The 23,429-nt window shown below is 44.8% G+C and carries 21 protein-coding genes; 9 read left to right on the forward strand and 12 right to left on the reverse strand.

Annotated elements, in window-relative coordinates; all coding sequences use genetic code 11:
• The first annotated feature begins 462 nt into the window (after positions 1–462).
• Positions 463–1,407 (forward strand): NADP-dependent oxidoreductase, encoded by a 945-nt coding sequence (locus ACKI5J_RS08610; protein WP_407428527.1) that lies wholly within the window; start codon positions 463–465, stop codon positions 1,405–1,407.
• Positions 1,408–1,410: 3 nt separating this feature from the next.
• Here ACKI5J_RS08610 and ACKI5J_RS08615 read toward each other — a convergent pair whose 3' ends face one another.
• Genes ACKI5J_RS08615 through ACKI5J_RS08625 form a run of 3 tightly spaced genes read right to left on the reverse strand, consistent with a single transcriptional unit; the run spans position 1,411 to position 5,949 of the window.
• On the reverse strand, positions 1,411–2,454 hold the full coding sequence (locus tag ACKI5J_RS08615; RefSeq protein ID WP_407428529.1) for a phytase: 1,044 nt from the start codon (positions 2,452–2,454) through the stop codon (positions 1,411–1,413).
• Between the two features lie 51 nt (positions 2,455–2,505).
• A complete protein-coding gene (locus tag ACKI5J_RS08620) occupies positions 2,506–5,316 on the reverse strand; it encodes a TonB-dependent receptor (RefSeq protein WP_407428531.1) in 2,811 nt (936 codons plus the stop codon).
• 57 nt (positions 5,317–5,373) lie between these two features.
• Entirely contained in the window at positions 5,374–5,949 is a 576-nt protein-coding gene (locus tag ACKI5J_RS08625) for a pentapeptide repeat-containing protein (protein WP_407428533.1), read from the reverse strand.
• Positions 5,950–6,072: 123 nt separating this feature from the next.
• On the opposite strand from ACKI5J_RS08625, the gene ACKI5J_RS08630 reads away from it, so the two are divergent.
• The 6 genes from ACKI5J_RS08630 (at position 6,073) to ACKI5J_RS08655 (ending at position 13,263) form a co-directional block, all read left to right on the forward strand.
• Positions 6,073–7,395: a DUF6089 family protein gene (locus ACKI5J_RS08630; RefSeq protein WP_407428535.1), complete on the forward strand. Its 1,323-nt coding sequence runs from the start codon at positions 6,073–6,075 to the stop codon at positions 7,393–7,395.
• 96 nt (positions 7,396–7,491) lie between these two features.
• Complete coding sequence (locus ACKI5J_RS08635) at positions 7,492–8,379, forward strand: carbohydrate kinase family protein (protein ID WP_407428537.1); 888 nt, start codon at positions 7,492–7,494, stop codon at positions 8,377–8,379.
• Positions 8,380–8,442: 63 nt separating this feature from the next.
• Positions 8,443–9,540 carry a vWA domain-containing protein gene (locus ACKI5J_RS08640; protein WP_407428539.1) on the forward strand — a complete coding sequence of 366 codons (1,098 nt, stop codon included), beginning with the start codon at positions 8,443–8,445 and terminating at the stop codon, positions 9,538–9,540.
• A 23-nt stretch (positions 9,541–9,563) separates the two neighbouring features.
• Positions 9,564–11,072 carry a sigma 54-interacting transcriptional regulator gene (locus ACKI5J_RS08645; protein WP_407428541.1) on the forward strand — a complete coding sequence of 503 codons (1,509 nt, stop codon included), beginning with the start codon at positions 9,564–9,566 and terminating at the stop codon, positions 11,070–11,072.
• A gap of 17 nt (positions 11,073–11,089) precedes the next feature.
• Positions 11,090–12,340 (forward strand): metallophosphoesterase, encoded by a 1,251-nt coding sequence (locus ACKI5J_RS08650; protein ID WP_407428543.1) that lies wholly within the window; start codon positions 11,090–11,092, stop codon positions 12,338–12,340.
• Positions 12,341–12,363: 23 nt separating this feature from the next.
• Complete coding sequence (locus tag ACKI5J_RS08655; RefSeq protein ID WP_407428545.1) at positions 12,364–13,263, forward strand: hypothetical protein; 900 nt, start codon at positions 12,364–12,366, stop codon at positions 13,261–13,263.
• 6 nt (positions 13,264–13,269) lie between these two features.
• On the opposite strand, the gene ACKI5J_RS08660 is transcribed toward ACKI5J_RS08655, so the two are convergent.
• From ACKI5J_RS08660 to ACKI5J_RS08670, 3 genes are read right to left on the reverse strand one after another with little or no spacing between them, the layout of a single operon-like run.
• The gene (locus ACKI5J_RS08660) at positions 13,270–13,959 is read right to left on the reverse strand and encodes a response regulator transcription factor (RefSeq protein WP_407428547.1); all 690 of its coding nucleotides are present in this window, start codon (positions 13,957–13,959) and stop codon (positions 13,270–13,272) included.
• Positions 13,960–13,961: 2 nt separating this feature from the next.
• Positions 13,962–15,632 (reverse strand): sensor histidine kinase, encoded by a 1,671-nt coding sequence (locus ACKI5J_RS08665; protein ID WP_407428549.1) that lies wholly within the window; start codon positions 15,630–15,632, stop codon positions 13,962–13,964.
• Between the two features lie 6 nt (positions 15,633–15,638).
• Positions 15,639–17,516, reverse strand: coding sequence for a S9 family peptidase (locus ACKI5J_RS08670; RefSeq protein WP_407428551.1), 1,878 nt, complete (start codon positions 17,514–17,516; stop codon positions 15,639–15,641).
• A 164-nt stretch (positions 17,517–17,680) separates the two neighbouring features.
• Here ACKI5J_RS08670 and ACKI5J_RS08675 point away from each other — a divergent pair, with 164 nt between their 5' ends.
• Both ACKI5J_RS08675 and ACKI5J_RS08680 read left to right on the forward strand, forming a co-directional pair.
• Positions 17,681–19,489, forward strand: coding sequence for a tetratricopeptide repeat protein (locus tag ACKI5J_RS08675; protein ID WP_407428553.1), 1,809 nt, complete (start codon positions 17,681–17,683; stop codon positions 19,487–19,489).
• Positions 19,490–19,516: 27 nt separating this feature from the next.
• Complete coding sequence (locus ACKI5J_RS08680) at positions 19,517–19,819, forward strand: DUF4286 family protein (protein WP_407428555.1); 303 nt, start codon at positions 19,517–19,519, stop codon at positions 19,817–19,819.
• Positions 19,820–19,951: 132 nt separating this feature from the next.
• Here ACKI5J_RS08680 and ACKI5J_RS08685 read toward each other — a convergent pair whose 3' ends face one another.
• From ACKI5J_RS08685 to ACKI5J_RS08710, 6 genes are all read right to left on the reverse strand, one after another.
• Entirely contained in the window at positions 19,952–20,299 is a 348-nt protein-coding gene (locus ACKI5J_RS08685) for a flavodoxin domain-containing protein (RefSeq protein WP_407428557.1), read from the reverse strand.
• A gap of 85 nt (positions 20,300–20,384) precedes the next feature.
• Positions 20,385–21,203 carry an OmpA family protein gene (locus ACKI5J_RS08690; protein ID WP_407428559.1) on the reverse strand — a complete coding sequence of 273 codons (819 nt, stop codon included), beginning with the start codon at positions 21,201–21,203 and terminating at the stop codon, positions 20,385–20,387.
• 9 nt (positions 21,204–21,212) lie between these two features.
• Positions 21,213–21,878 (reverse strand): DUF2461 domain-containing protein, encoded by a 666-nt coding sequence (locus tag ACKI5J_RS08695; RefSeq protein WP_407428561.1) that lies wholly within the window; start codon positions 21,876–21,878, stop codon positions 21,213–21,215.
• Between the two features lie 21 nt (positions 21,879–21,899).
• A complete protein-coding gene (locus tag ACKI5J_RS08700; RefSeq protein WP_407428563.1) occupies positions 21,900–22,172 on the reverse strand; it encodes a hypothetical protein in 273 nt (90 codons plus the stop codon).
• 6 nt (positions 22,173–22,178) lie between these two features.
• A complete protein-coding gene (locus ACKI5J_RS08705) occupies positions 22,179–22,721 on the reverse strand; it encodes a DUF420 domain-containing protein (RefSeq protein WP_407428565.1) in 543 nt (180 codons plus the stop codon).
• Positions 22,722–22,732: 11 nt separating this feature from the next.
• Positions 22,733–23,416, reverse strand: a complete 684-nt coding sequence (locus tag ACKI5J_RS08710; RefSeq protein WP_407428567.1) for an SCO family protein — start codon at positions 23,414–23,416, stop codon at positions 22,733–22,735.
• Positions 23,417–23,429 lie beyond the last annotated feature (13 nt).

Here is a 23,429-nt window from a genome sequence, read left to right on the forward strand (position 1 = left end):
CGATAAACGACGGGACCTGCCGTGCCCCGTACCCTGCCTTTGTTGTCTACTTTTGCCATAATGCTGTTTCTTTTTTCAGAACAAGGTAGAGCAGCGGAAAGGCTGGTGACGATTTTTTTGCGATTTTTTCCAAAATCTTCCGGAATTGAGCCGATTTTGCACTAAAAAGACAAGGGGACCAGGATAGAACGTCTTTATATGCAGGAGTATACATCGTCGGTATGAAAGCGTATACAACCAGGGGAAAGCCAGTCAAAAGTCCGACTTTTCATACCCCAGGTCGGACTGATCCCGGGAGAATCTGCGCTTGTTATCGCCTGCATATAAACGTTGTCTTTATGAAGGTCAAGGAGTTTCACTTTCCTAAACCTGCTTTTTCTTTAAGCTTACACTTAAAGGGCATGAGGCATATTAGACACACACCAGCCAGGATGTTCGAAAATTATCGGTTATCTTTAACGTATGAAAGCGGCTATAATCAATCAGTTTGGCTCTGCAGACGAGCTGAAAATCGCAGAAGTAGAAAGACCGGAACCGGGTCCTGATCAGGTGGTCATTGGCATCAAAGCTGCCAGCATTAATCCGGTGGACACCAAAATCAGATCGGGGAAGCACATCAGCTGCAAAGACTTGAAACTCCCCTCGATACTGGGGAAAGATTTTAGCGGAACCATTGAACTTCTGGGAGAAAACGTAACAGGATTTCAGGTTGGCGATGCGGTTTTCGGTTGCAGCTTCGGAGCCGGGACATACGCCGAGTATCTGGCAATCGAAAGTTCTTACTTTGTTAAGAAGCCTGCAAACGCGTCTTTCGAGGAAGCCGCAGCTGTTCCCCTCGTAGCGTTAACGGCGTATCAGGCTGTACATGAGCATTTAAATATAAAACCCGATCAGCGTATCCTGATTCATGCAGCAGCAGGCGGAGTAGGACACCTGGCCGTTCAGTTTGCTAAACTAACGGGAGCCTATGTTTATGGTACAGCGTCTGAAGCCAATGCTACTTTTCTTAAACGGCTTGGCATAGACGAAACAATTGATTACAAAAATGAACAGTTTGAAGAACGGGCTTCTGATTTAGATGCCGTGATAGATGCTATGGGTGGCGATGTCTTATACCGCTCGATATCTTGTGTGAAGCCTGGCGGTACAGTGGTTTGCCTGCCCTCCTCCACAAAAAATGACCCGAAAGCGGTTGCTCTTGCGCTGGAAAAGGATGTAAGGTTAATATGGCCGATGATGCACCCTGACAGGGATCAGCTGGAGCTCTTCGCGCAGCTGATCCGGGACGAGAAGCTGCGCGTTCATGTAGACAAAGCGTATTCTTTAAATGACATTGCCCGGGCCCACACTGACATGGAGTCGCATAAGACCCGGGGTAAGCTTGTCGTCGTCATTGGAATGCCTTAAGGACTATTTAGATGGCTTAATCCGATCTTCAATCAGGCGCCAGTCGTAATAATGAAATACTTTACCGTTGCTCATCGCTACGAACAATCCTTTCGGAAAGCGAGCTCCCAGGTTGACCGATGTGACATCAGATCCATCACTTTCAAGCGTAGAGAAAGGAATGGAGGCTAGGCGAATATGCTGATGCGGATTGCCGGCACTTCCGCTACGGCTGTAAATGGAGAAGCGGTTGGCCTGTTGGTCGGATACCAGTATATATCCGTCTTTCTCGTTGCTTTTATAAATGGATATGCCTTCAACGTCTGATTTGAAATCTTTGTTACCGAAAAAGGCAAGCTCCTGATTTCCTTTGCTCACATCGGCGTAATATTTATGCACCCCGGCGCCTTCATCGGAATAATAGACATATCCGTTTTCGTTATCTACAGCTATGCTTTCTATTTCCTTTTTACCACTGAATGCCCCGAACTTCCTGACAACAGCACCTCCTACTACGCCGTTTCCCCGGTCTTGGAGGTGATATTGCCATAAATAACTGCCTGAGGGCCCGGTTTTACGACCTACGATAGCGAATATAGCATTATCATCCGGTCGTGTATAGAGGGCGATTCCCATCGGATCGCGCTGCGTTTCCCCTACAAATACATCTATCCCACCGTTGTCAATCGGCTTAAGGTCAGGCATGGAGAAAATGCGAATCTTATTTGTTTCACGCTCTGTAAACACAGCAACATCAGTTGGATTTCCTGCTACCATGAGGCGGTAGGCGATATCAATATTATTAGGACGCTGCAGGCCTGTTACTTTATTGACGATTTTCCCGTCCAGATCAAAAACATAGATACCGCCATTCGTTTCTTTGTCGGTTCCTACGATCAAACTTTGTGAAGGATCTGTCGGATGGATCCAGATGGCAGGGTCGTCTGTATCAAATTCTACCTGTTGGGTAGTCACTGTAGGCTTGACCGCATCGGGAGCTATAGACCGGGTGAGGCTGCACGAGCTGAAAATTGAAACGGCTATGATAATAGAAAATCTGTATGTCATAATTATTGATGAGAACTGAGCCCCGTTAGTTATAGAATTGATGGACGTTTTTTATAGATCAAACTTAATCCCTAAGTTATACCGTGGCCGGTAAAACTCCGCCTGCATGGTGCGGCTCTTTATGCCCTGATAAAAGCGTAGTGGCTGATTAGTCAGGTTATTCGCTTCTCCAAACAGTCTCAGCGCGCCCGTTATCTTGTAGGATGCGTTTGCATCAAGGAAGAACTGGCTGTCATAATAGCTGTCTTCGAAGTTATTGCCGCCGAGTTCGAAAACGTAGGAGTCTGCGTAGTTTGCAGATAGCCTTGAACTGAGCCGCTTCGTTTCGTATGAAAGGGAAAAGTTAAACAGGTTAGGCGAAGTACCGGGAAACTTGACATCAGTACGTTCCTCTCCCTCTTCGTTAAAGATACCGTCTGTATCGGAACGGGTAAAGGTATAATTCGCGTAAACACCAAAGCCTTTCAAAAATCCTGGCAGGAAATCAAGCTGGCGTTGAATAGCTACCTCGAAGCCATAGACATTCACTGATCCGCCGTTTCGTGGTTGTATCAGCGTAAACTCTTTTCCGGCTGGGATTGGATTTCCCTGATCGGGAAAGTCTGATGCAAATTTTTCGGTAGTATAGGATCCGTCTCTATAACGATATATAAAATCCTGGATGTTCTTATAGAAGGCGCCTCCGGATACAAGTCCTACAGAGCGGAAATAATTTTCGACCATGAAATCGAAGTTCCACGCATAAGCCGCCTTTAGGCTTTCATTTCCAATAAGCAATTCTTCATCCCCTATGCGGTTATCAAAGTAAGGCACAAGATCGAAATAGTTAGGGCGCGCTATGGAGGTTGTGGCAGCTAAGCGAAAGATCAGGTTGTCAGATGCGCTATATTTTAAAGTTGCCGAGGGCATGACGTTGAGGTAGTCATTCTTATTGGTCACTTCTCCTACGATATCTTCTTCATCTTCTACCACGTAGCCCGTATAGCGAAGGGATGTATGCTCCAGCCTCGCTCCGAGAATCATGGATAGGCGGGTATTAAAGTCCTGGTCCCAGCGTAAATATCCTGCGGTAATAACCTCACGGGCATCGTAGTTCCCGGCTGCATATTCGTCGGGTTTATCTTCTTGCTCAAACAGGGAGCCGTTGCCCAGATGGAGACCGCCCAGGTAACCGGCACTAACAAATGAGCCGGCGACATACTGCTCGCCAGGTTGAAAGTTGCTTCCGCTGAAGGTGCGGGAGGGAATCTGACCGAAATTATTGAAAATATCCTCATTGGATCCCAGAGGTGAATAGTTAAAGAAGTTATTTTGACGCTCTTTATTTTTCAGACGGAGCCTTCCTCCAAAACGAAGTCTACCCTTTTGACCGTTCACCACACTTAGGGGGACCCTCAGATTGATCTTAGCACCCGATTCGCGCTCCTTCGTATAATTTCTATTTTCACTAATTTCGTTGAGGCTGAAGTCTGACAGGGTAGCAGCGCTCGATGCCAGTGGGCGCTTAGGATTAGCCAGGTCGAGGCCGATGGCTTGATCTTCTGCGGCGAAGCTGATATACCGCTCGTTTGGACGCAGTTCACGGGCATCAGAATAGGAAAGTGTCCAGTCGAGATCTAATGCAGCGCTTATCAGATGCTCGCCTTTGAAGGAGAGGTTCTTTACGCGCTGATCTTCGAGGCGACCGCTCTTGTTCCGGCTGTTGTCAATACCTCCCTTTGTTTCGCGCTCAACAGTACCTTTATAGCCGTCTCCGTCTGGCTCAATGTCGGTAAAGCTCAACCGGTAGCGATTTTCCCGGTCATCTCTCCAGTTATACATTCCGTTAAAGCTCAATCTGTTCCTGTCGTCAATCTTAAAATCTGATGCAAGTGCTACACTTCGTCGGATACGTTGCACAAAATAGTGACGAATCTCCTGTTCTTCAAGGAAAATTTTCCCGTCTTCTTCTTTCCATTTGGCCTCAACATCGTCAGATCCATAGTCATTGTTATTATAGGAGCCGCTTAACACCACACCCAACCGACCACCGGCGAAGCGGCTTCCGGCGACAAATGAACCGGTATAAAGGGCTTTCTCCCGAATAGGGTTGTAGCCTGAAGATAAAGTACCGGACAGACGCAGACCATTTGGCGCGGCTCTGGTGATGAGGTTTACGGATCCTCCGATGGCATCGGCGTCCATGTCGGGGGTCAGCGTTTTGTTAACTTCGATGGTCTGGATCATATCAGAAGGAATAAGATCCATCTGGATGCGGCGGTTGTCGCCTTCTGCGGAAGGTATACGGTCGCCATTTAATGACACTGAGTTTAGCTCAGGCGCTAACCCGCGGATGATGATGTCCCTTGCCTCCCCCTGATCGTTTTGCATCGTTACACCAGGCACGCGTTTGATCGCATCGCCGATATTAGCATCCGGAAACCGGCCCATTTGATCGGCGGATACGATGTTTGTTATATTGGCGTTGTTTTTCTGCTGGTTAAGTGCCTTTGCTTGTCCCCTCAACCGATCGCCCATAATGACTACTTCTGACGCCACAACAGCTCCGTCTTCCATCTTAATAACGGTGTTCACAGCCCTGCCGCCTGTAACGGTCACCTCAACTGAACCTGTTTTATATCCGAGGTACGAAACGCTGACGGTGTAAGTGCCTGCCGGAACGTTAAGAAATTCGAAATTACCCTGATCATCGGAGATGGTATAGCGGTTTCCACCGCTCAGCCTGAGGGTTGCACCGGGGAGGGAAAGGTTCTGATCTGCATCTGTGACCTTGCCGGTAATCAAACCTGATTGCGCTATTGAAAGATGTGGCAGACAAAGCGAAAAAGTTAAGAAAAGTGAGAAACGTAAAAAGATCTTCATAAACTCTATTTATGCACAAGGTTAGGACGCCTGTGTTAAACGAGGATGAAGAAGACATTAAGTTACGATATTGATCTGGTACCTGGCGAGTAATCCGGCCAGACCGTGATGGGAGAAGCTCGCCTTCTTAATGATATTCAGTTCAGGATCGATAACGAAGCCATAAGCCGAAACCAAATTTGCGGAACTCAGATTGGTTGCTTCGAAAAGGGCTCCCGACAGATCCGTCTGATCAAAAAAGGAGTTTGAAAGGTTGGTCTTGTTGAAATTCACCTCCTTCATACTGGTCCGGATAAACTTGGTTTTCAACATCTTCTTTCCCTGGAAAGAACTGTAGTCGAGGATACAGGAATCAAACATGACACTGAACAGAAAATCCTGGCATTCACTGAAATTCACTCCGAGAATCTTGGAGTTACTGAATTTGACATTATTGACAGTGGACTCACTTAATTTCATCATGGACAGGTTACAGCCATCGAAGGTGCAGTCCATGAACTTACTGTAGTAGAACTCGCTGTTTGAGAAATCGCAGCTGATAAAAGAGCAGTTTTGAAACTCACGCCCCTTGACCACCTTTTCTGCATAGACTACCTTTTCAAACGTTTTATCTTCGTGTACTATTCGTTCCATTTCTGCCATTTAGTGTTCGGTCAAAAGTAGAATAATTCGCCGCAAGGCGGATAAATCAAAACCATGTTCTTCGCATCGTGTTGATAAACTGTGCAGAAAAATGCACATAACGAATTAAATGTGATGAGAAACGCAAACATTTTTAAATCCGGAGTGATTGTAGCAGCTCTCCTGGTCTCTGCAAGACTGATGGCCCAAGAGCCACAGACAGGAACTGACTATGTAAAACCGTTCCAGCCTGAGGCCTTCCGGACCTGGTCCATAGGGGTGAATGGCGGAGCCATGTATTTAGGGTCCTTTTTCGGACAAGACGATTATAAGGGACGAAAAACAGAGCTGGGGTACGGTGCTTATGTAAAGAAGCAGATCCTGCCTTCTTTTGGATTGCAGGCAGACTACTTCAGGGGAAAACTTTCTGCCAATACGAGCCACCTGAACGGACAGGATCAGGCAGGTCCTAATGCATCCTTTTCGACTGACCTCCACTGGGCGGCCAGTATCAGTGGTAACTTCACCTTTGCCAATATCAACTTCAGACAGCGAGAGAGCGTAATTCAGCCTTATGCTACGGTTGGTGCAGGTATGGCAGAATACCGGCCTACCTATACCACCACTGCCGGTGCAACCACAGTGTCGCATAACATCCCCGAACTAATCATACCGGTTGGTGCAGGGGTAAAATTCAGGGTTACCGATGGAGTAAACCTGGACCTGGGCTATAAGGTAACGTTTGTTAATTCAGACAACATTGATGGGTATACCAGGGGCGTGAACGACAAATATTCGTACGCACATGCCGGTTTGGAATTTGCCCTGGGTGATAAAAGCAGACCTCAACTGGCCTCTCATAATATCGTATCGGATATCGAGAGGGACTACTCGGGCCGCTATGATCAGCTGAAAAGTGAGCTTGATGAGCAGAAGCAAAAAAATCAGCAAATGGAAGATAAGTTTAACCAAACCCTTGTCGATACTGACAAAGATGGTGTAGTGGACCTGTTCGATAAATGTCCGGGTACACCGGCAGGAACTGCGGTAGATGGCTCAGGCTGTCCGCTGCCAGAGCGCAAGCCTGAGGTGAAGGTTTACATCACGGAAGAAGACAAGAGAGTTGTTGCAGAGGCCATCAAGAATCTGGAATTCGACTTTGGAAAGGCAACTATCCGAGAGAGCTCATTTGCGAGCTTAACCCGGGTAGCCGACCTACTAAAAAGCAAGAACTTTAGCTTGAAGCTTGCCGGTCATACCGATGATGTAGGTAGCGCAGCGAGCAATATGAAACTTTCAAAGGCCAGAGCAGAATCTGTTAAACAATTCCTGATAAGCCGGGGAGCCAATCCGTCACGTATTGAAGCTACCGGCTACGGTGAAGATCAGCCGATTGCTTCTAATAAGACGGAAGCCGGAAGACAGCAAAACCGCCGCGTAGAGTTTACGTTATTTTAAGACGGCATCGTATTTTGACTGGAAGGGCATCTCCGCTGGGGGTGCCCTTTCTTATTTATCTGCAAACATTTAGTTTTATAAACTTATTCTATCTATATGCTAAAAGCAGTTTGTTTTGGTGAGATCCTTTGGGATAAATTTAAAGATGAAAAGCGTGCAGGTGGTGCGCCCTTGAATGTTGCACTGCACCTGCACAAGCAGAATGTTAGATGCGGACTGATCAGCAGCGTGGGCGATGATGTCGCTGGCCGTGAATTGCTGGAGGTTATAGCTCATCAGAATTTCCCGACAGACCTTATCCAGAAGCATCCTGCCCTGCCAACAGGAATGGTAGAGGTGGTTCTCGATGAAAAGCATCAGGCTACCTATACGATTGTAGAGCCGGTAGCCTGGGATGCGATTATCGCCACAGAAGAGGGAAAGAAAGCAGTAGCTGAGGCTGAAGTGTTTATTTACGGAAGTCTTGCCTGTAGAAGCGCCACAAGCCGGTCTGCACTTTCAATTTTGCTCCCGTTGGCAAAAAAGCGTGTGCTGGATCTTAATTTGAGAGCTCCTCATTATTCCGCTGCTGTCGTGCAGAAGCTCATTGAATCCGCAGATATCTTAAAGATTAATGAAGATGAACTCGCTTATCTGGCGGACTTATATCAGCTTACGGTTCGGGATATTGACGGGATGGTTTATAATTTGAGCACTCGGAGCGATACATCTGTGATTTGCGTAACCCTTGGAGATAAGGGTGCTATGGTCTTGTATGAGGGTGTTATATACCGGCATTCGGGATTTGCGGTTGAAGTAGCCGACACCGTTGGTGCTGGTGATTCTTTCCTGGCGACTTTTGTCAGTGGCCTCTTAAACAAATCACCGATCGACAAGATCTTGCAGAACGCTTGTGCTGTAGGCGCGTTTGTAGCGTCAAGGCGCGGAGCAAATCCTGATTATACGCTCGAAGAAATTGAGGGAACGGATTTTTACACTAGTTAAACATCTTAGCAGGATGAAAATTTTAACTTAGATTTTACGTTTACCATTTAAGCAAAGGCGATTATGCGGGGATATAATTTTTCTAAGTTCATTCCGGAAAAACTTCAGAACGGTGGCTTTGATGGTTTGCTGAATATTTTTACTCAGCTCCTGAATTACACAGCCGGCGATGCTAATGAAGCGCTGGCCTGGATGAACGAGCTGGATAAGCAACATCATTTTACGTCCAATGAGTATGGCATGGGCGACTTTATCGATGATCTTAAGGATAGAGGCTATATCAGCCAGGAGGATCCTCAGGGAAACTTCTCTATTACTGCCAAAACAGAACAGACGATCCGTAAATCGGCGCTGGAGGAAATTTTTGGCAAGTTAAAGAAGTCGGGAAAGGGAAGCCACAACACGAACACATCCGGACTGGGAGAAGAGAAGAATGCCGACAGGCGGGAGTATGAGTTCGGCGACAGCCTCGATCAGATTGACATGACGGCCTCGATTCATAATGCCCAGCTGAATCACGGAATCAACGACTTCCATATGACGGAAAGGGATCTCGAAGTGGAGGAAAAAGATTTTAAAACGCTTACCTCTACCGTACTGATGATTGACATCTCCCATTCTATGATTCTTTATGGCGAAGACCGTATTACACCTGCAAAAAAGGTAGCCATGGCCTTAGCGGAGCTGATCAGAACTAAGTATCCGAAAGACACGCTGGATATTGTTGTTTTTGGTAACGACGCATGGCCCATAACGGTGAAGGACCTCCCTTATCTTCAGGTAGGACCTTATCATACCAATACCTATGCCGGGCTGGAGCTGGCTACAGACATTTTAAGAAGAAGGAAAACATCAAACAAACAGATCTTTATGATCACCGATGGAAAGCCGACTTGCTTGAAAGAGGGTAACCGCTATTATAAAAACAGTATCGGTCTGGACCGTAAGGTAATTAATAAAACGTTGAATATGGCGGCGCAGTGCAAACGGCTGCATATTCCGATAACGACTTTCATGATTGCCAGGGATCCTTACCTGCAGCAATTTGTCAGACAGTTTACAGAAGTAAACGGCGGAAAGGCTTTTTACAGCTCGCTTAAGGGTTTGGGCGAGTATATCTTTGAAGACTACATTAAAAACAGGAGAAAGACGGTTCGCTAAAAGGGGCTGTCTGAATGAAAAACATGAGCGATTTGTTAAACATAACAACTTTCGGAGAGCTGAAGGCCTCCGGTTATACGTCACGCTCTCTCAAGCAAGAGCTGAGAGAGAATCTGATCGTCCAGCTAAGAAATAAAGCAGAGGGCTTTGAGGGCATTATTGGATATGAAGACACGGTAATTCCGGATCTTCAGACTGCAATTCTTTCTCAGCATAATATCCTGTTACTCGGACTGCGCGGCCAGGCAAAAACAAGAATTGCACGACTGATGGTTAACCTGTTGGATGAGTATGTGCCTTATATAGAAGGATCTGAACTATTTGATGATCCGTTTAATCCGATATCATGGGTTGGGCATCAAAAAATTGAACAACTGGGAGATAAGACACCTATCGCATGGTTACACCGCTCAGAGCGCTATACGGAAAAGCTGGCCACCCCGGATGTTACCGTATCGGATTTGATTGGCGATGTAGATCCTATCAAGGCGGCTACGTTAAAGCTTACTTATTCAGATGAAAGGGTAATTCATTTCGGATTAATCCCACGGGCGCACCGGGGTATATTTGTCATTAACGAATTACCGGATCTGCAGGCACGTATACAAGTGGCACTTTTTAACATCTTGCAGGAGAGAGATATTCAGATTCGGGGCTTCAAGCTGAGGCTTCCTCTGGATGTGCAGTTTGTCTTTACTGCTAATCCTGAAGATTACACGAACAGAGGTTCAATTGTGACTCCGCTTAAGGACAGGATAGAAAGCCAGATTCTTACCCACTACCCGCGCAGCATTGAGATTTCCAGAAAAATTACACAGCAGGAGGCCTTGATCACTCCGGAGCAGAGGCTCAAGATTGAAGCGGACGGACTGGTGAAAGATCTTATAGAACAAATTGCTTTCGAGGCCCGGAATTCTGAATATGTAGATAAGAAATCGGGGGTATCGGCCCGTTTGACTATCTCTGCTTATGAAAACCTGATCAGCACGGCGGAAAGACGGATGTTGATTAATGGTGAAGAAAGCACTTTTGTGCGAATGTCGGATTTCGCGGGTGTCATCCAGGCGATCACAGGGAAGATTGAACTGGTATACGAGGGTGAACAGGAAGGTTCTGCGAAGGTGGCGAACATTCTGTTGGGCAAGGCGATTAAATCACTGATGGCAACTTACTTCCCTGATCCTGAAAAACTGAAACGAGGAAAAGGAACGAACCCCTATGCCCCTATCATCAACTGGTTTGATGGCGGCAATACGATCAACATTCTGGATGAATACCTCCTGGAAGACTACCGGCGCACGCTGGAAGAGGTTCCTGAACTTGCAGCGGTGATTAAGAAGTTTCATCCGACGCTTAGCAAGAACCAGCAGTTACTTCTGATGGAATTCTTGTTGCATGGTCTCTCTGAATTTTCGCAGGTAAGTAAGTCGACCCTGGACAACGGTTATACGTTTAAGGATATGCTGGGCAGCCTTTTCAATAACGAATTTGATGATGAAGAGGATGACTACAACGAAGATAACCGCTATTAATTCTTATTATTTTAATAATGTCCAACCGTATTTTTCCTTTATTTTTTCTTTGTTTCCTACTTCTTGTCTTAGATCTTTATATTTTCAGAGCGATAAAGTCTGTCAGTCATAACGCCTCTGCACGCAGGTTTAAAATATTCAGTTATCTGTGGTGGGGATATACCGGCTTGCTGATTGCCGGTGTTTTCACAGCCCTGTTCTTCAATATTTTCCTGTCGCTGAGGGCGATTATATTGGTGGCGTTCTTTCTGACCTTTGTTACGAAGTTCTGCTTTATTCTCTTCCTGCTTGCGGACGATGTACGGCGGGGATTTATCTGGCTGAAGCGCCGGATAGTGAAGAATAGACGGACCGAACAGCCTATCAGCAATGCGGAGCCAATTACACGTTCAGAATTTATAGTAAAAGCGGGTATGGCAGTAGCTGCGGTTCCGCTGGCCTCGCTTTCCTGGGGCATCATAAAAGGCGGCTATGATTACCAGCTGCGGAGGCAAACATTGTATCTTCCTCATTTACCCAAGGCGTTTGACGGAATAACATTCGCGCAGATTTCTGATGTGCATTCGGGTAGTTTCTATAACCAGCGGGCTGTACTGGGTGGTGTAGAGATGCTGATGGCAGAGAAGCCGGATTTCGCATTTTTTACTGGTGACCTGGTGAATAACGTGGCTACGGAGATGAAAGATTATCAGGACATATTTAGTAAACTAAAGGCACCTTTGGGGGTGTTCTCGGTGCTCGGCAATCATGATTATGGCGATTATTATTACGGCAAAGAGGATTCGCCGCTTAAAAGGAAGAACCTGGCGGATATAAAAAAGGTGCATAAGTTAATGGGCTGGGACCTGTTGCTGAATGAGAATCGCCGTCTGAAGGTAAACGGAGAGGAAATAGCAATTTTGGGCATTGAGAACTGGGGAGCGGGCAGGTTTGTACGCCATGGCAGACTCGATCTTACGATGCAGGGTGCGGAAGATGCCCCGGTTAAGCTGCTCCTTTCTCACGATCCTTCTCACTGGCGGGCGCAGGTTCTTGGCCAGACCGACATTGATGCCATGTTTAGCGGACATACGCATGGGATGCAATTTGGAGTGAGAACCAAGGAGTTTCAGTGGAGCCCGGTAGAGTATATTTACAAAGAGTGGGCGGGATTATACCAGGAACAAGGACAACAACTTTATGTGAATGTAGGTTACGGTTTCCTGGGCTATCCTGGTCGTGTTGGTATTTTACCTGAAATTACGATATTTGAGTTAAAGAAATCTTAACAACCTAACGTTGAACTGATTGTATGCCGTCTGACTCCAAGCCTCCGTCGATAAAGAAAAGCATCAGGCATATTGCTGACTTTCTGCTCTTCAGCAATGTGTTTATCGCCATCTGCGCCGTTGCTCAGGGATTGGTTACTTATCATTTGCTCGAGATAAAACCAGATAAGCATGTACTGGCTTTGCTATTCTGCTCTACGCTGGCTTTGTACAACTTCAGTATGCTGATGTCTAAGCCCGCGGATGCAAGGCGGTCGCCTTTCAGAAGGGTGCGCTGGATCTTCAGTCACTACCGACTGACCATCACTCTGACGATCATCGCGATTGTTTCGGTAAGCGTACTGGTGTTCTTCCTCAAGATTCCTTCCATCATTCTGCTGACTTTTCTCGCATTAATCTCCATCGCCTATAATCTTCCTTTGTTCACTTTGAATGAGCGGAGGTTCGGATTGAGGAATATTCCGGGACTGAAGCTTTTTCTTATTGCTATCATATGGTCCTTCAGCTGTGTCCTGCTTCCAATTGTAGAAGGATCGGCAAGGCACCTGGTGGATATTAAGGTAGAAGATACGGTGCTACTGGTGGGAAAACGCTTCTTGTTTATTGCCGCCATTACGGTTCCCTTCGATATCAGGGATCTGTTTCAGGATAAGTATTTTAATCTAAAAACGATACCGGTGATGCTTGGAGAGCACAAAGCCTATCTGTTTTGCCAACTTCTGCTGGTCATCTATGTATTGCTCTTGCTGATATTCACTCGCGATTTTAACGCAGATTTTTGGGCGTTGACTCTTACCGCAGCAGTGTCTGGGTGGCTGATACTAAAATCCGAAATAAAGAAGGATGAGTTCTATTATTTCGGATTTCTGGATGGTACTATGCTGTTACAGTATCTGATGATTTTGTTGTTCAACCTGTTTTAGCGGACCTTAATCGGCTACGAAACGATACCCTATTCCGCGAACGGTTTGAAGGTAATGAGGTGTATCCGGGTTGTCTTCAATTTTCTTACGCAGGCGGACGATATGCATGTCAAGCGTGCGCGTATTCACATCTGAATTGTATCCCCAGACGACCATCATCAGTTCTTCTCTTTTGATGACTTTGTTGACGTTCTGCAGGAAATAAAGAAGAATACGGTTCTCGAGGATCGTGAGCTCGATTTTCTTTCCGTCTTTCACAAGTGAGTGGATGTTGGGAATATGCTCCATGTCGCCAAACTTATTTACATCTGTTTTATTGCTGCTGACAATGAAGTTTACTTTGTTCTCGAGCAGTGCTACTAAAACATCCATGTTAAAGGGCTTGGTGACATAATCAGATACGCCAAACTGATATGCGTCGATCTTGTCAATGTCCTGGGCCTTGGCAGTCATCATAATGATGATTTTCTCAAAACCTTTCTCACGGAGGCTGGTGCAAATTTCGGATCCTTGCTTGCCTGGGAGCATCCAGTCAAGTAAGACGATATCTGGTTGTTCTCCGAGAATTAAGGCTTCTGCCTCTTCACCGTTACCACATTCAATTACCTGGTAACCCTCACCACTTAAACGGTGAGCAACTAAGAACCTTAAGTTTTCATCGTCTTCAATGATAGCAATCTTTATTTCTTTACTCATATCTATAATTCAAATGGTAATACAACTGTAAATTCGGAACCCTCCCCTACTTTACTTTTGACCGAGATTGTTCCGTTCATTAAATTGATCAGTTCTTTGCAGAAGGCAAGACCGAGGCCTACGCTGCCTTGCTGATTGTACTGGCTCTGTATCCTGTAAAATTTTTTAAACACATTCTCCGTTTCATTGCCCGGAATGCCAATACCCTGATCCCTAAATTTAAACACAATATTTCCCTTTTCAGTATAAACGAGAATATTCAGCGTCTTTTGACCGGGTAATGAATATTTATAGGCGTTATCCATCAGGTTCTGAAAAATGCTCGAGAGCAGCACCGGGTCGGTGCGAAACGTGGTTACCTCTTTTGTTATATACTCGACCTTAAAATCGGGCAATTTGATCTGGTAGGAGTCTACCAGATTCTGAATAAACTGCGGAATATCGATCCTTTCTTTCTTGATGTGGATAGACTGGTTCTCGATCTGGGTAAATGAAAGAAGCTTGTTCATCAGATCGTTAAGCTTGTCGGCTTCTTCATCCAGGATTTTACCGTAGTGAAAGCGTTCTCTGTCTGAGAGCTCTTTGGCACTTTTGATATTGTTGCCTGCGATCTTAATCACACTGACAGGCGTTTTAAACTCGTGAGTTAAGTTGTTGATGAAATCGTACTGCAGGCTGTACATCTTTTTATTAATGTTCAGGTTTCGGTAGATGAGGTACGCGATAAATAGCAGGACAGTATAAATTATAACAATGGAAAGGGCAACAGGAACAAGCCTGTGGTATATTTCGCGGATGATGTGATTTCTGGAGGAGCTGAAATGCAGTTTATAATCTGCAAAGGCGCCTGTCAGCGGTAGTTCGGTATTGAGGAGATCCGGATCTGTATTGAGAGATTCGTAGACAATAGGTGTGATGTGAATATACTGGTAAAGTTCTCTGTGGGTGTTGCGGATATTCAGCTTCTCGGGGTCCAGGATGAAGGAAACAATATCTTGCTGGAACACAGGCGACTTTTCTTGATCTTTCAGCATCAGATCTTTATAGGTAAGCATGTCTTCCTCCCTCGGGATGTTCATGAACGTGATACGGTTATGGGTAACATGGTAGAAGATGCTGATGAAGTCGGCCGATTGAAGAGGTTTCCCTTCTTCTAAAGACTGAACGTAAAGGCCGAACTTAGCAGCCATGTTATTGAACTCTTCCATATTTCCGAATGAACCGGAACTATTCGGATTTCGTTTCTTGTATACTATGGTATCCGCTTTCGGGCTCCTTGTATAGTCGTATATAGCTTGGGGGGCCATCGAAAAATGATTGATACGAAACGCACCGGGGACGCGGTGGTTGCTTACCTCTGTGTCATAGAACTCTATCTTCTTTACAAACGGATATTTACGAAATACGGTGTCTACGTACTTAATGGCAGAGGAACTGTCTAAGTATCCCTGGTAAAAGGATATCTCCGGAACACGGTTTTGAAAGAACTCGGTATAAGGTTTAAGGGTTTCTTCAAGTACATCAATCTTTCTGGTTTCAAACTCGTTTTCGACATATTTTTCGGTTAGACGATGGGCAAGAAACATGGCTACGACAAATGAGACTCCTATTAATAGAAGAAAAATAACATTCAATGCGCTGTTATGGCGATACTGAAATCTTGCCTTACGCATGAGTGGCTATTTTTTTAAGTTATCGGAGAAGAACGTTTCAAGCTGGCTGTAAAATTCCATCTGCTCATCTTGCGTGCGTTGGTCATGCTGCCTGACTACGTAAGTGATTGGGACCTTCCTATTCTTCAACTCTTTTACGAATTGATTTGTTTCACTGAGATTGGCACGTGGGTTCTTTATGTCCTGAGATATGAATACAGGGTCGGAAATTTTGTCGGTATGAAAAACAGGTGATACGGCTCTGAGGTAATCAATCTGCTCCTCCGGATTACCGACCATCTCATAGTACATTCTCAACACCGGCTTGTAATAGGGGGGTACTGCCTTGATGTAGGTGAACAGATTGACGAAACCCGATTGTGATGCGCCGCAGCGGTAAAGCTCAGGTTCGAAACAAAGCCCGGTCATGGCACAATAGCCGCCAAACCCCGTCCCGTAAATGGCGATTCTATTCTTGTCTGCGATACCCTGCTGAATGAGCCATTGCACACCAGCCGTTATATCTTGCTGAATATCAGTGCCCCACTTCTGAAATCCGGCAATCCAGAACTCCTTACCATACCCTTTGGAACCTCGGAAGTTGGGCTGAAAGACAGCGTATCCGCGGTTTGCGAAGAACTGTACTTCTGAATTGAATCCCCATGATGCGCGGGAAGACGGCCCTCCATGTGGAAGTACTATTACGGGCAGATTCCTGGCTTCGAAACCCTTTGGTACCGTGAGATAGCCGTTGATGGTGAGATTATCGAAAGTTTTGTAGGAAATGTGTCTCATCGCGGACATCTGATCCTCGGGCAGCGAAGGGTTGACCTTGCTTAGTTCTGTTAGCTTTTTTGCATGCAGATCGTAAAGGTAATAGGTGCCGGAAGAAACGTCTGTAAAGGTCTTGACAATGCATTTCCGTTCTGCAAGATCAGTACTCGTGATCTGTATTTGTGTCTGAGGAAGAAGCCTTTCTAAATGTTCGAACACCCTGCGCGTGGAGTCGTTCAGAAAGAACTTTTCCTTGCGTGAAGTTTCGTATCCCGCAAACAGGAGCTGGTGACTTAGTGGAGAATATCCGGCCTCTGAGACGTCTACTGAATCGTGCGTGAATATTACCTGCTTCTCTTTTCCTGAAATGCAGTCTATTTCGACAAGTGCCATCTTGTCTCTTTTATAGTTCGACAGGGCATAAATGGTATGATCTCTACGATTAGAAAATCCTACAGGCGCGATCTTAGACTTAAAACTGTAGGTAACGACGGGCTTAAAGGCCAAAGATTCGCTTTCTCGGTATAAGAGTGTTTCGGTATCGCCGTCGCTGGCAATCGCAAGCTTTAACTTCCCATCCTCATCAGCAATCCACTGACTGATATTTCCGGGGTTCTTCTCCGCAAGTTTCAGGGTACCCGACGCTATGTCCAGCTTGTAAGCATCGAAAAAGGTCGAATCTCTTTTATTCAAAGCCAGGAGTATCTGATTGTTTACGATCCGGGATGGATTAATAAATTTCAAGCGGAGCTGACCTTCGGAAAGGACTTGTCGGAAGTTCCCTCCTTCTTTGTTGACGACATACAGGAATGGGCCCTTCTCAGGGTCGTTCTTCATATATACAATTTCGTCGTTGTTTCCCCAGCAATGATAGGATATATTATAACTTGTTTCTGAACTGATACGTGTTACTTTGCCTCCCTCTACATGTTGCACATAGACGTTCATGTGATTTTTATAAGGCTGCAGAAAGGAAACGTACCTTCCGTCGGGAGAAAGCTGGAAGGCAGTTTTTTTAGGGTTCTTGAAGAAATTCTCCAGGGGAATCCTGTCTGCCCGTTCTTTTTGGGCACATGATGCAAATAGAACCAACCACACTAATCCATAAACTATCTTAAATTTTATTCGCATATCAATTATTACATCCTGAATATCGGTTTTCAGTACTAAATTATGACTTTAAAAGACCCAATTTGGTAACAAATAGAATACAGCTGGCGTTGAAAATTCAGCAGGAAAAGGATAAACATCGTTTTTAATAGCTTTATCTTAGCTAAAAGGAGTGATATAAACGGATGAGAAGATTATGCTTATGCCTTACGATGCTTATTTTGAGCTTATCTGCCCTTTCTCAGCAAGAAGCGGATGAACGGAGGGCAAGGGACTACTCTGCAGGTGGCGACTTCGATAAAGCACTTGAACTATATCAAAAGCTTTACAACGAGGGAGCGAATCCTGAGTACTATGACCAGTATATATCTCTTCTGCTGCAGACAAAAAGATTCGCCGAGGCGAAAGAACTGACTGCTGAACTGATGGCAGGCGACCCAACATCCCCTGTTTATCCTGTTGATCTGGGAAGGATATATCAGCAGGAGGGTTTTATGGAAAAAACAGATTCGCTCTATAAATCGTTGTTTCGCAAGCTGCCTGCAGATGAATTTAGAATACGGGAGCTTGCTGCGGCCTTCTACAGGGCAAACGCTTATGATTACGCGGTGACGACCTTTACGCATGGCCGCAAGCTATTAGGCAATGAACAGGCCTTCGCTTTTGATCTTTTAGCGCTGTACCGCTATAAAAAAGATAGGAGGATGTTGATCTCAGAGTACATCCATGTTCTTTCTTTCAATCCGGATGAGACGATACTGCACCAGGCGAAGAACAGCTTTGCTACGTTGTTCGAATCAGATGAGCACTACGCATTGCTTGAGGAGGCGCTGCAAAAAGGCATTAAGAAGCGCGCTCCACAACCTGAGCTGACGAAGCTGCTGTCATGGGCCTACTTGCAGCAGGAAAAATATGTTGAAGCACTGAACTTACTGATTAACCTGGATAAGAAGACGGGCTCCGGAACTGATCTTATTTTTAGTACAGGAGCTGCCATACTGGAGAAACAGGCATTGAAAGAGGCGCTTCCTGCTTTTGAATATATTGCGACAAAGGGAACCTCTGATCCCCTGTATATAGCTGCCAAAGCTCACATCTTGTATTGCAAAACCGAAATATTAAGCCTTGATAAATCAGATGTTGCGGATATCGACAAGCTGACGCAGGAGTATCGAGCGTTTCTGAATACCACTCATGACGTCGGAATTAAGGCGTTTTTGCTAAGTAAGCTTGCTGCCTTCCATGCTTACGATCTGGGACGTCATGCGGAGGCCGCTGAATTGCTCCAGGAAGCCCTCACCTTACCGGGCATTGGTCCGGAGATGAAAAACAATATAAAGCTCGAGCTGGCGGACGTTTCTATTCTGATTGACGATGTCTGGGAGGCTACGCTTATTTATTCGCAGGTAGAAAGGGATGCGGAACAGGTTGCGGTCAAACAAGAAGCACGATTTCGGAATGCAAGACTTTCTTATTTCAGAGGTGACTTCGTCTGGGCACAGGCACAATTAAGTGACCTTAAAGCCGCAACTGACCAGATGTTGGCGAATGACGCACTTAACTTGAGCCTTTTAATCTCGGGTCATACGCAAAACAAACCGGATACGCTCTCACTCCGGGCATATGCCAGAGCGGATATGATGTTATTTTCCAAACGTTATGAAAGAGCGTTTGCAATTCTTGATAGCGTTGAGTCTGCGGGCATAGCCGGATCTTTAGCCGATGACATGCTCATGCTGCGCGCCAGGATACATCTCGGCATGGCTGCTTATCCGAGGGCATCGGAGGTCTTGGAGCAAATCGTTGAGAGCAACACCCCTGGCATATGGGCAGACGATGCGTTATTTTTGTTGGGGGATACTTATGAGAAACTCAAAAAACCTTCCCAAGCCAGAGATTGTTATGAAAAAATCATCAAAAACTATCCGGGAAGCCTGTATATATCTGAGGCGAGAATACGATTTCGGAAGTTACGGGGAGACTCGCTTGGATAGCTCGCTACTTGGATGTAACTTCGCGGAATGGTTTTATATAACTTGACGATCATAGTAGACGAGACGATAAATGCGGAGTGGCAGAGCTGGGTAAAGACTGCATTTATTCCGAAAATATCTGAAACGAATTTATTTATTTCCCACCGCCTGTTGAAGGTTCTTAATTCTCCTAACGAAGGAGTAACTTACTGCCTTCAGTTTGTGGCTGAGAATGCAGTTAAATATGAGACATTCGCTTCTGATCATGCACCAGCGATAATGGAATTACATGCCCAAAAATTCGGTAATCAATGTGTATCCTTCAGTTCTTTAATGGAATACATGGAGTGACGGTGTTTCGGCCCTCCGTTGTAAAGGCTTCCACGAAGGTCTTGAGTGAGATCTCATTGATGGAAACTACATCGCGTTCATCTTTCTCGGGATTGAAGATTATTCTTTCGAAGGCATTTAGCTTACTATAAATCAGATCTCCTTTATTGCTGCTGCGCTGCAGTGAGCTCTTAAAATTAATGGATAAGAACGTTCAAACTGGTCAGAATCCCTTGTGCTAAGCAGGCAACAAACAAATAGCCCTAATCTCTTCTTAAGCAGCTCAGACAGATTCCTTTTGCAGAATAACTGAATTTCTTTCTGGATGCTACCGTAATGAATGGAACCTCCTATGATGACGCCGTCAAAGTCTTTGATATCGGGATGAGTGTCCTCTGCCAGGTTGAAGACACCAACATCACCGTCAAAAGATGTTGCTAATTGCCGGGCAAGCTTCTCGGTGCTGCCGTGTCTCGACATGTATATAAGTGCTAGTTTCATTATATCGTATTACTAGAAAACACGATATAATAGCAAAAGGTTATCAATTGAATAAAAAAGCCGCTGTAGCGGCTTTTTTATTCATCTACTTTATAAGCTCGTATAATTCATCAAGCTTCGGCGATAGAACAATTTCGATACGGCGATTTTTACTGCGCGCTTCTGTTGTGTTCAGATCTTCGATCGGCTGGTATTGTCCTTTTCCGGTAGCTGTAATACGGGTATTTTCTATTCCCTGCACTTCGGTGAGGAAACGAACCACAGAGGTTGCCCTTAATACACTTAAATCCCAATTATCTTTTATTTGTCCAAGGTTATATACCCGTTGGTTGTCTGTATGACCCTCTACTGATATATTGATTTCTGGCTGCGTCTTTAACACCGTTGCTAATCCAGCCAAAGCTTGCTTTCCTTTTTCGTCGATAACAATGCTTCCGGAGTTGAAAAGAAGCTTGTCGGTGAGAGATACATACACTTTTCCATTCCGGATCTCCACAGATAGCCCGCTTTGCTGAAATCCCAGGAGAGCTTTTTGCAGTTTGTCCTTAAGTGCGTTAGTTGCCTCATCCCGCTTACGAAGAATAGACTCTACTTCCTGTAAACGTGCCTCACGTTTTTTTAAATCATCTGACAGTTTACTGGAGGACGCCCTAAGACTTGCGTTGTTCTCATTTAATCCTCCAATCTTCGATGTAAGATCACTGATTTGGCTACGAAGATTTGAAATCTCCCGGTTCAGTTTCGAAACTTCATCGTCAAGATTCTCAATCCTGACCTGAGCGCCGTTTAATGTAGTAGCCAGTGAGTCTCTTTCAGCGACCAACGCCTTGTATTTCTTTGGAGATAAAACCATACAAGAGCTAAGAAAGAGTAGTAATAGCGAAAAATAAAGAAATTTGTTCATAATGAAATGTTAAGAATGAGCACTCCGCAAAAAGTCCATAAATGGATACAAAGTTCTAGCGGTTTCCGTAAGTGAAGCTATCGATGCTTCAGAGCTCAGCTGTTTGTTACTGAGTTGCTTACTTACCACGAAGCTTTTAAGTTTTAAGTATTCTATACCGGGATGATCTGAAGAATAGCCTTTGGGAGACGTTTTGAGCCTATCTTCGGTATCTAAACCACCAAACTCAGTTTTAAAATCTTTGTTTTCAAGGATAGACAACCACTGGGAGAAGTTATAATCGATCTCCTGACGGATGTTTCTGAGTTCATCCGCTGCAGGATGCCAGGTACCACCGCCAACAAATGAAACATTCGGCTCTATATGAATATAATAACCTGGACCCGGGAAGTTTTTACCTGCTGCAGAAATCCCTATTCCAAAGTTGGTTTTGTATGGTAGTTTATTGAGGCTGAATCTGACGTCTCTATAAATCCGCATAACACACGCTTTTGCATCTAAGGCTGAGGGTATAGTAGGATCGAATGATCCGATTCCTTTTATAAGCTCTTGTGTAAACGCAAGTACGTTTTCCCGTGCGGCTTCATAATCGTCCTTGTGCTGCTGAAACCATTCACGGTTGTTGTTCTCTGATAGGGAATTAAGAAACGCAAATGTAGACTGTTCAATTTTCATTGTGGACTAGGAAAACACATCTTAGTGGTTTACTGCTTCACTCTCAAGATCCCGATTGTCCGCTTTCTTTCGATAATTCTTATACCAAAGATAGCCGATGCCTGCAACCGCCAAATAGGGCGCAGCGAGAAGGTAAAGTATACCATCATTCAAACCATCTCCTTCTGTGTTCCCATTGGCGACAGAATTCTCAGCAGTCGCAGAACACATTGAACATTGAGAGAACGCAGCATCACTCAAAAGCAATAGTGCGACCACGGAAAGCATAAGGGAAAAATACTTAAGAAACCTCATCTTTTATTAATTAAAAGTATAATAAGGGGAAATCATAATATAAACAACCACCCCCGTTATCGTCACATAAAGCCATATTGGGTAGCTCCATCTTACTAATCTGCGATGTCGTGCTATCTTCATACTCAGGCCGCTGTAAAAGCTAAACAATACTAACGGTAAAACTACGGCTGCAAGTATAATATGAGTAATTAGTATGAAATAGTAGATGTACCTGATTGTCCCCTGCCCTCCATAAGATGTCTGTATACCTGTAGCATGGAAGATGATATAACTCACGAGAAAAAGGGAAGACAGAACGAAAGCCGTTATATTCAAGCTTTTATGTGCTTTAACATTTCCTTTTTTAATCTGGTAGAATGATATAATTAGAAGGACTGTGCAGGTACCATTGATGATAGCGTTAAGTCTGGGGAGAAAAAACACCCAGGACGGAATAACGGTACCGTCTGAAAAGAGTGTAAAGACTTTAGCCTGCAATACACAAACTACCAGGAAGACAACAATGGAAACAACGGTGATTAAGCGGAAAGCAAATTTATCATTCATTATGTATGTTATTAACGATCGGTAACCATGCGAAGCTCTTCTGCAATAAGCACCTTTATTTCATCGTTCAGCTTATTCATCTGGTCTTTATTTCCAGAATCATAGAAGCCTCTGATCCGCTTTTGAGGATCAACCAAGACGAGGAGTGGACTGTGGACAATTCCCTCTGGCATTGGCTTAGATGAGTAGGCATCGAGAAGGAAGTCTTCTCTGGCGATGTCATGTATCAGATTTTTATCGCCTGTAAGGAAGAACCACTTCCCGGGAACCGCATTGAACTGGGACGCATAAGTTTGTAAAACTTTTACGCTATCATACTCTGGATCCACAGATATCGAGGCAAACTTAATCATCCTGTTCCCTGCGTATTCCTCTGCAAGAAACTGCACTCTGGCATTCATCTCAGAACAAGAATTAGGGCATCGGGTGAAAAAGAAATTAAAGACAACGATTTTATTACTGTCCAACGGAAATACGAAATCCTGACCTGTCTGATCAATAAGCTTAAAATCCCGTATCTGATGATAAAGAGTATCAGGAATCTGCTTTCCACGCTTAGTATGAAAGGTACCACTAAGTTCCTTTGGTCCATAAATACTTAGAGGTCTATAGCGGTTCTTGCCCTTATCCTGAAGCAAATAATACAAAAATCCTGGTACCATTAAAATGATGACCAGGATTATTATTTTTTTCAACGAAGATGTGTTC

Source organism: Arcticibacter sp. (assembly GCF_045629565.1).
GTDB lineage: Bacteria > Bacteroidota > Bacteroidia > Sphingobacteriales > Sphingobacteriaceae > Arcticibacter.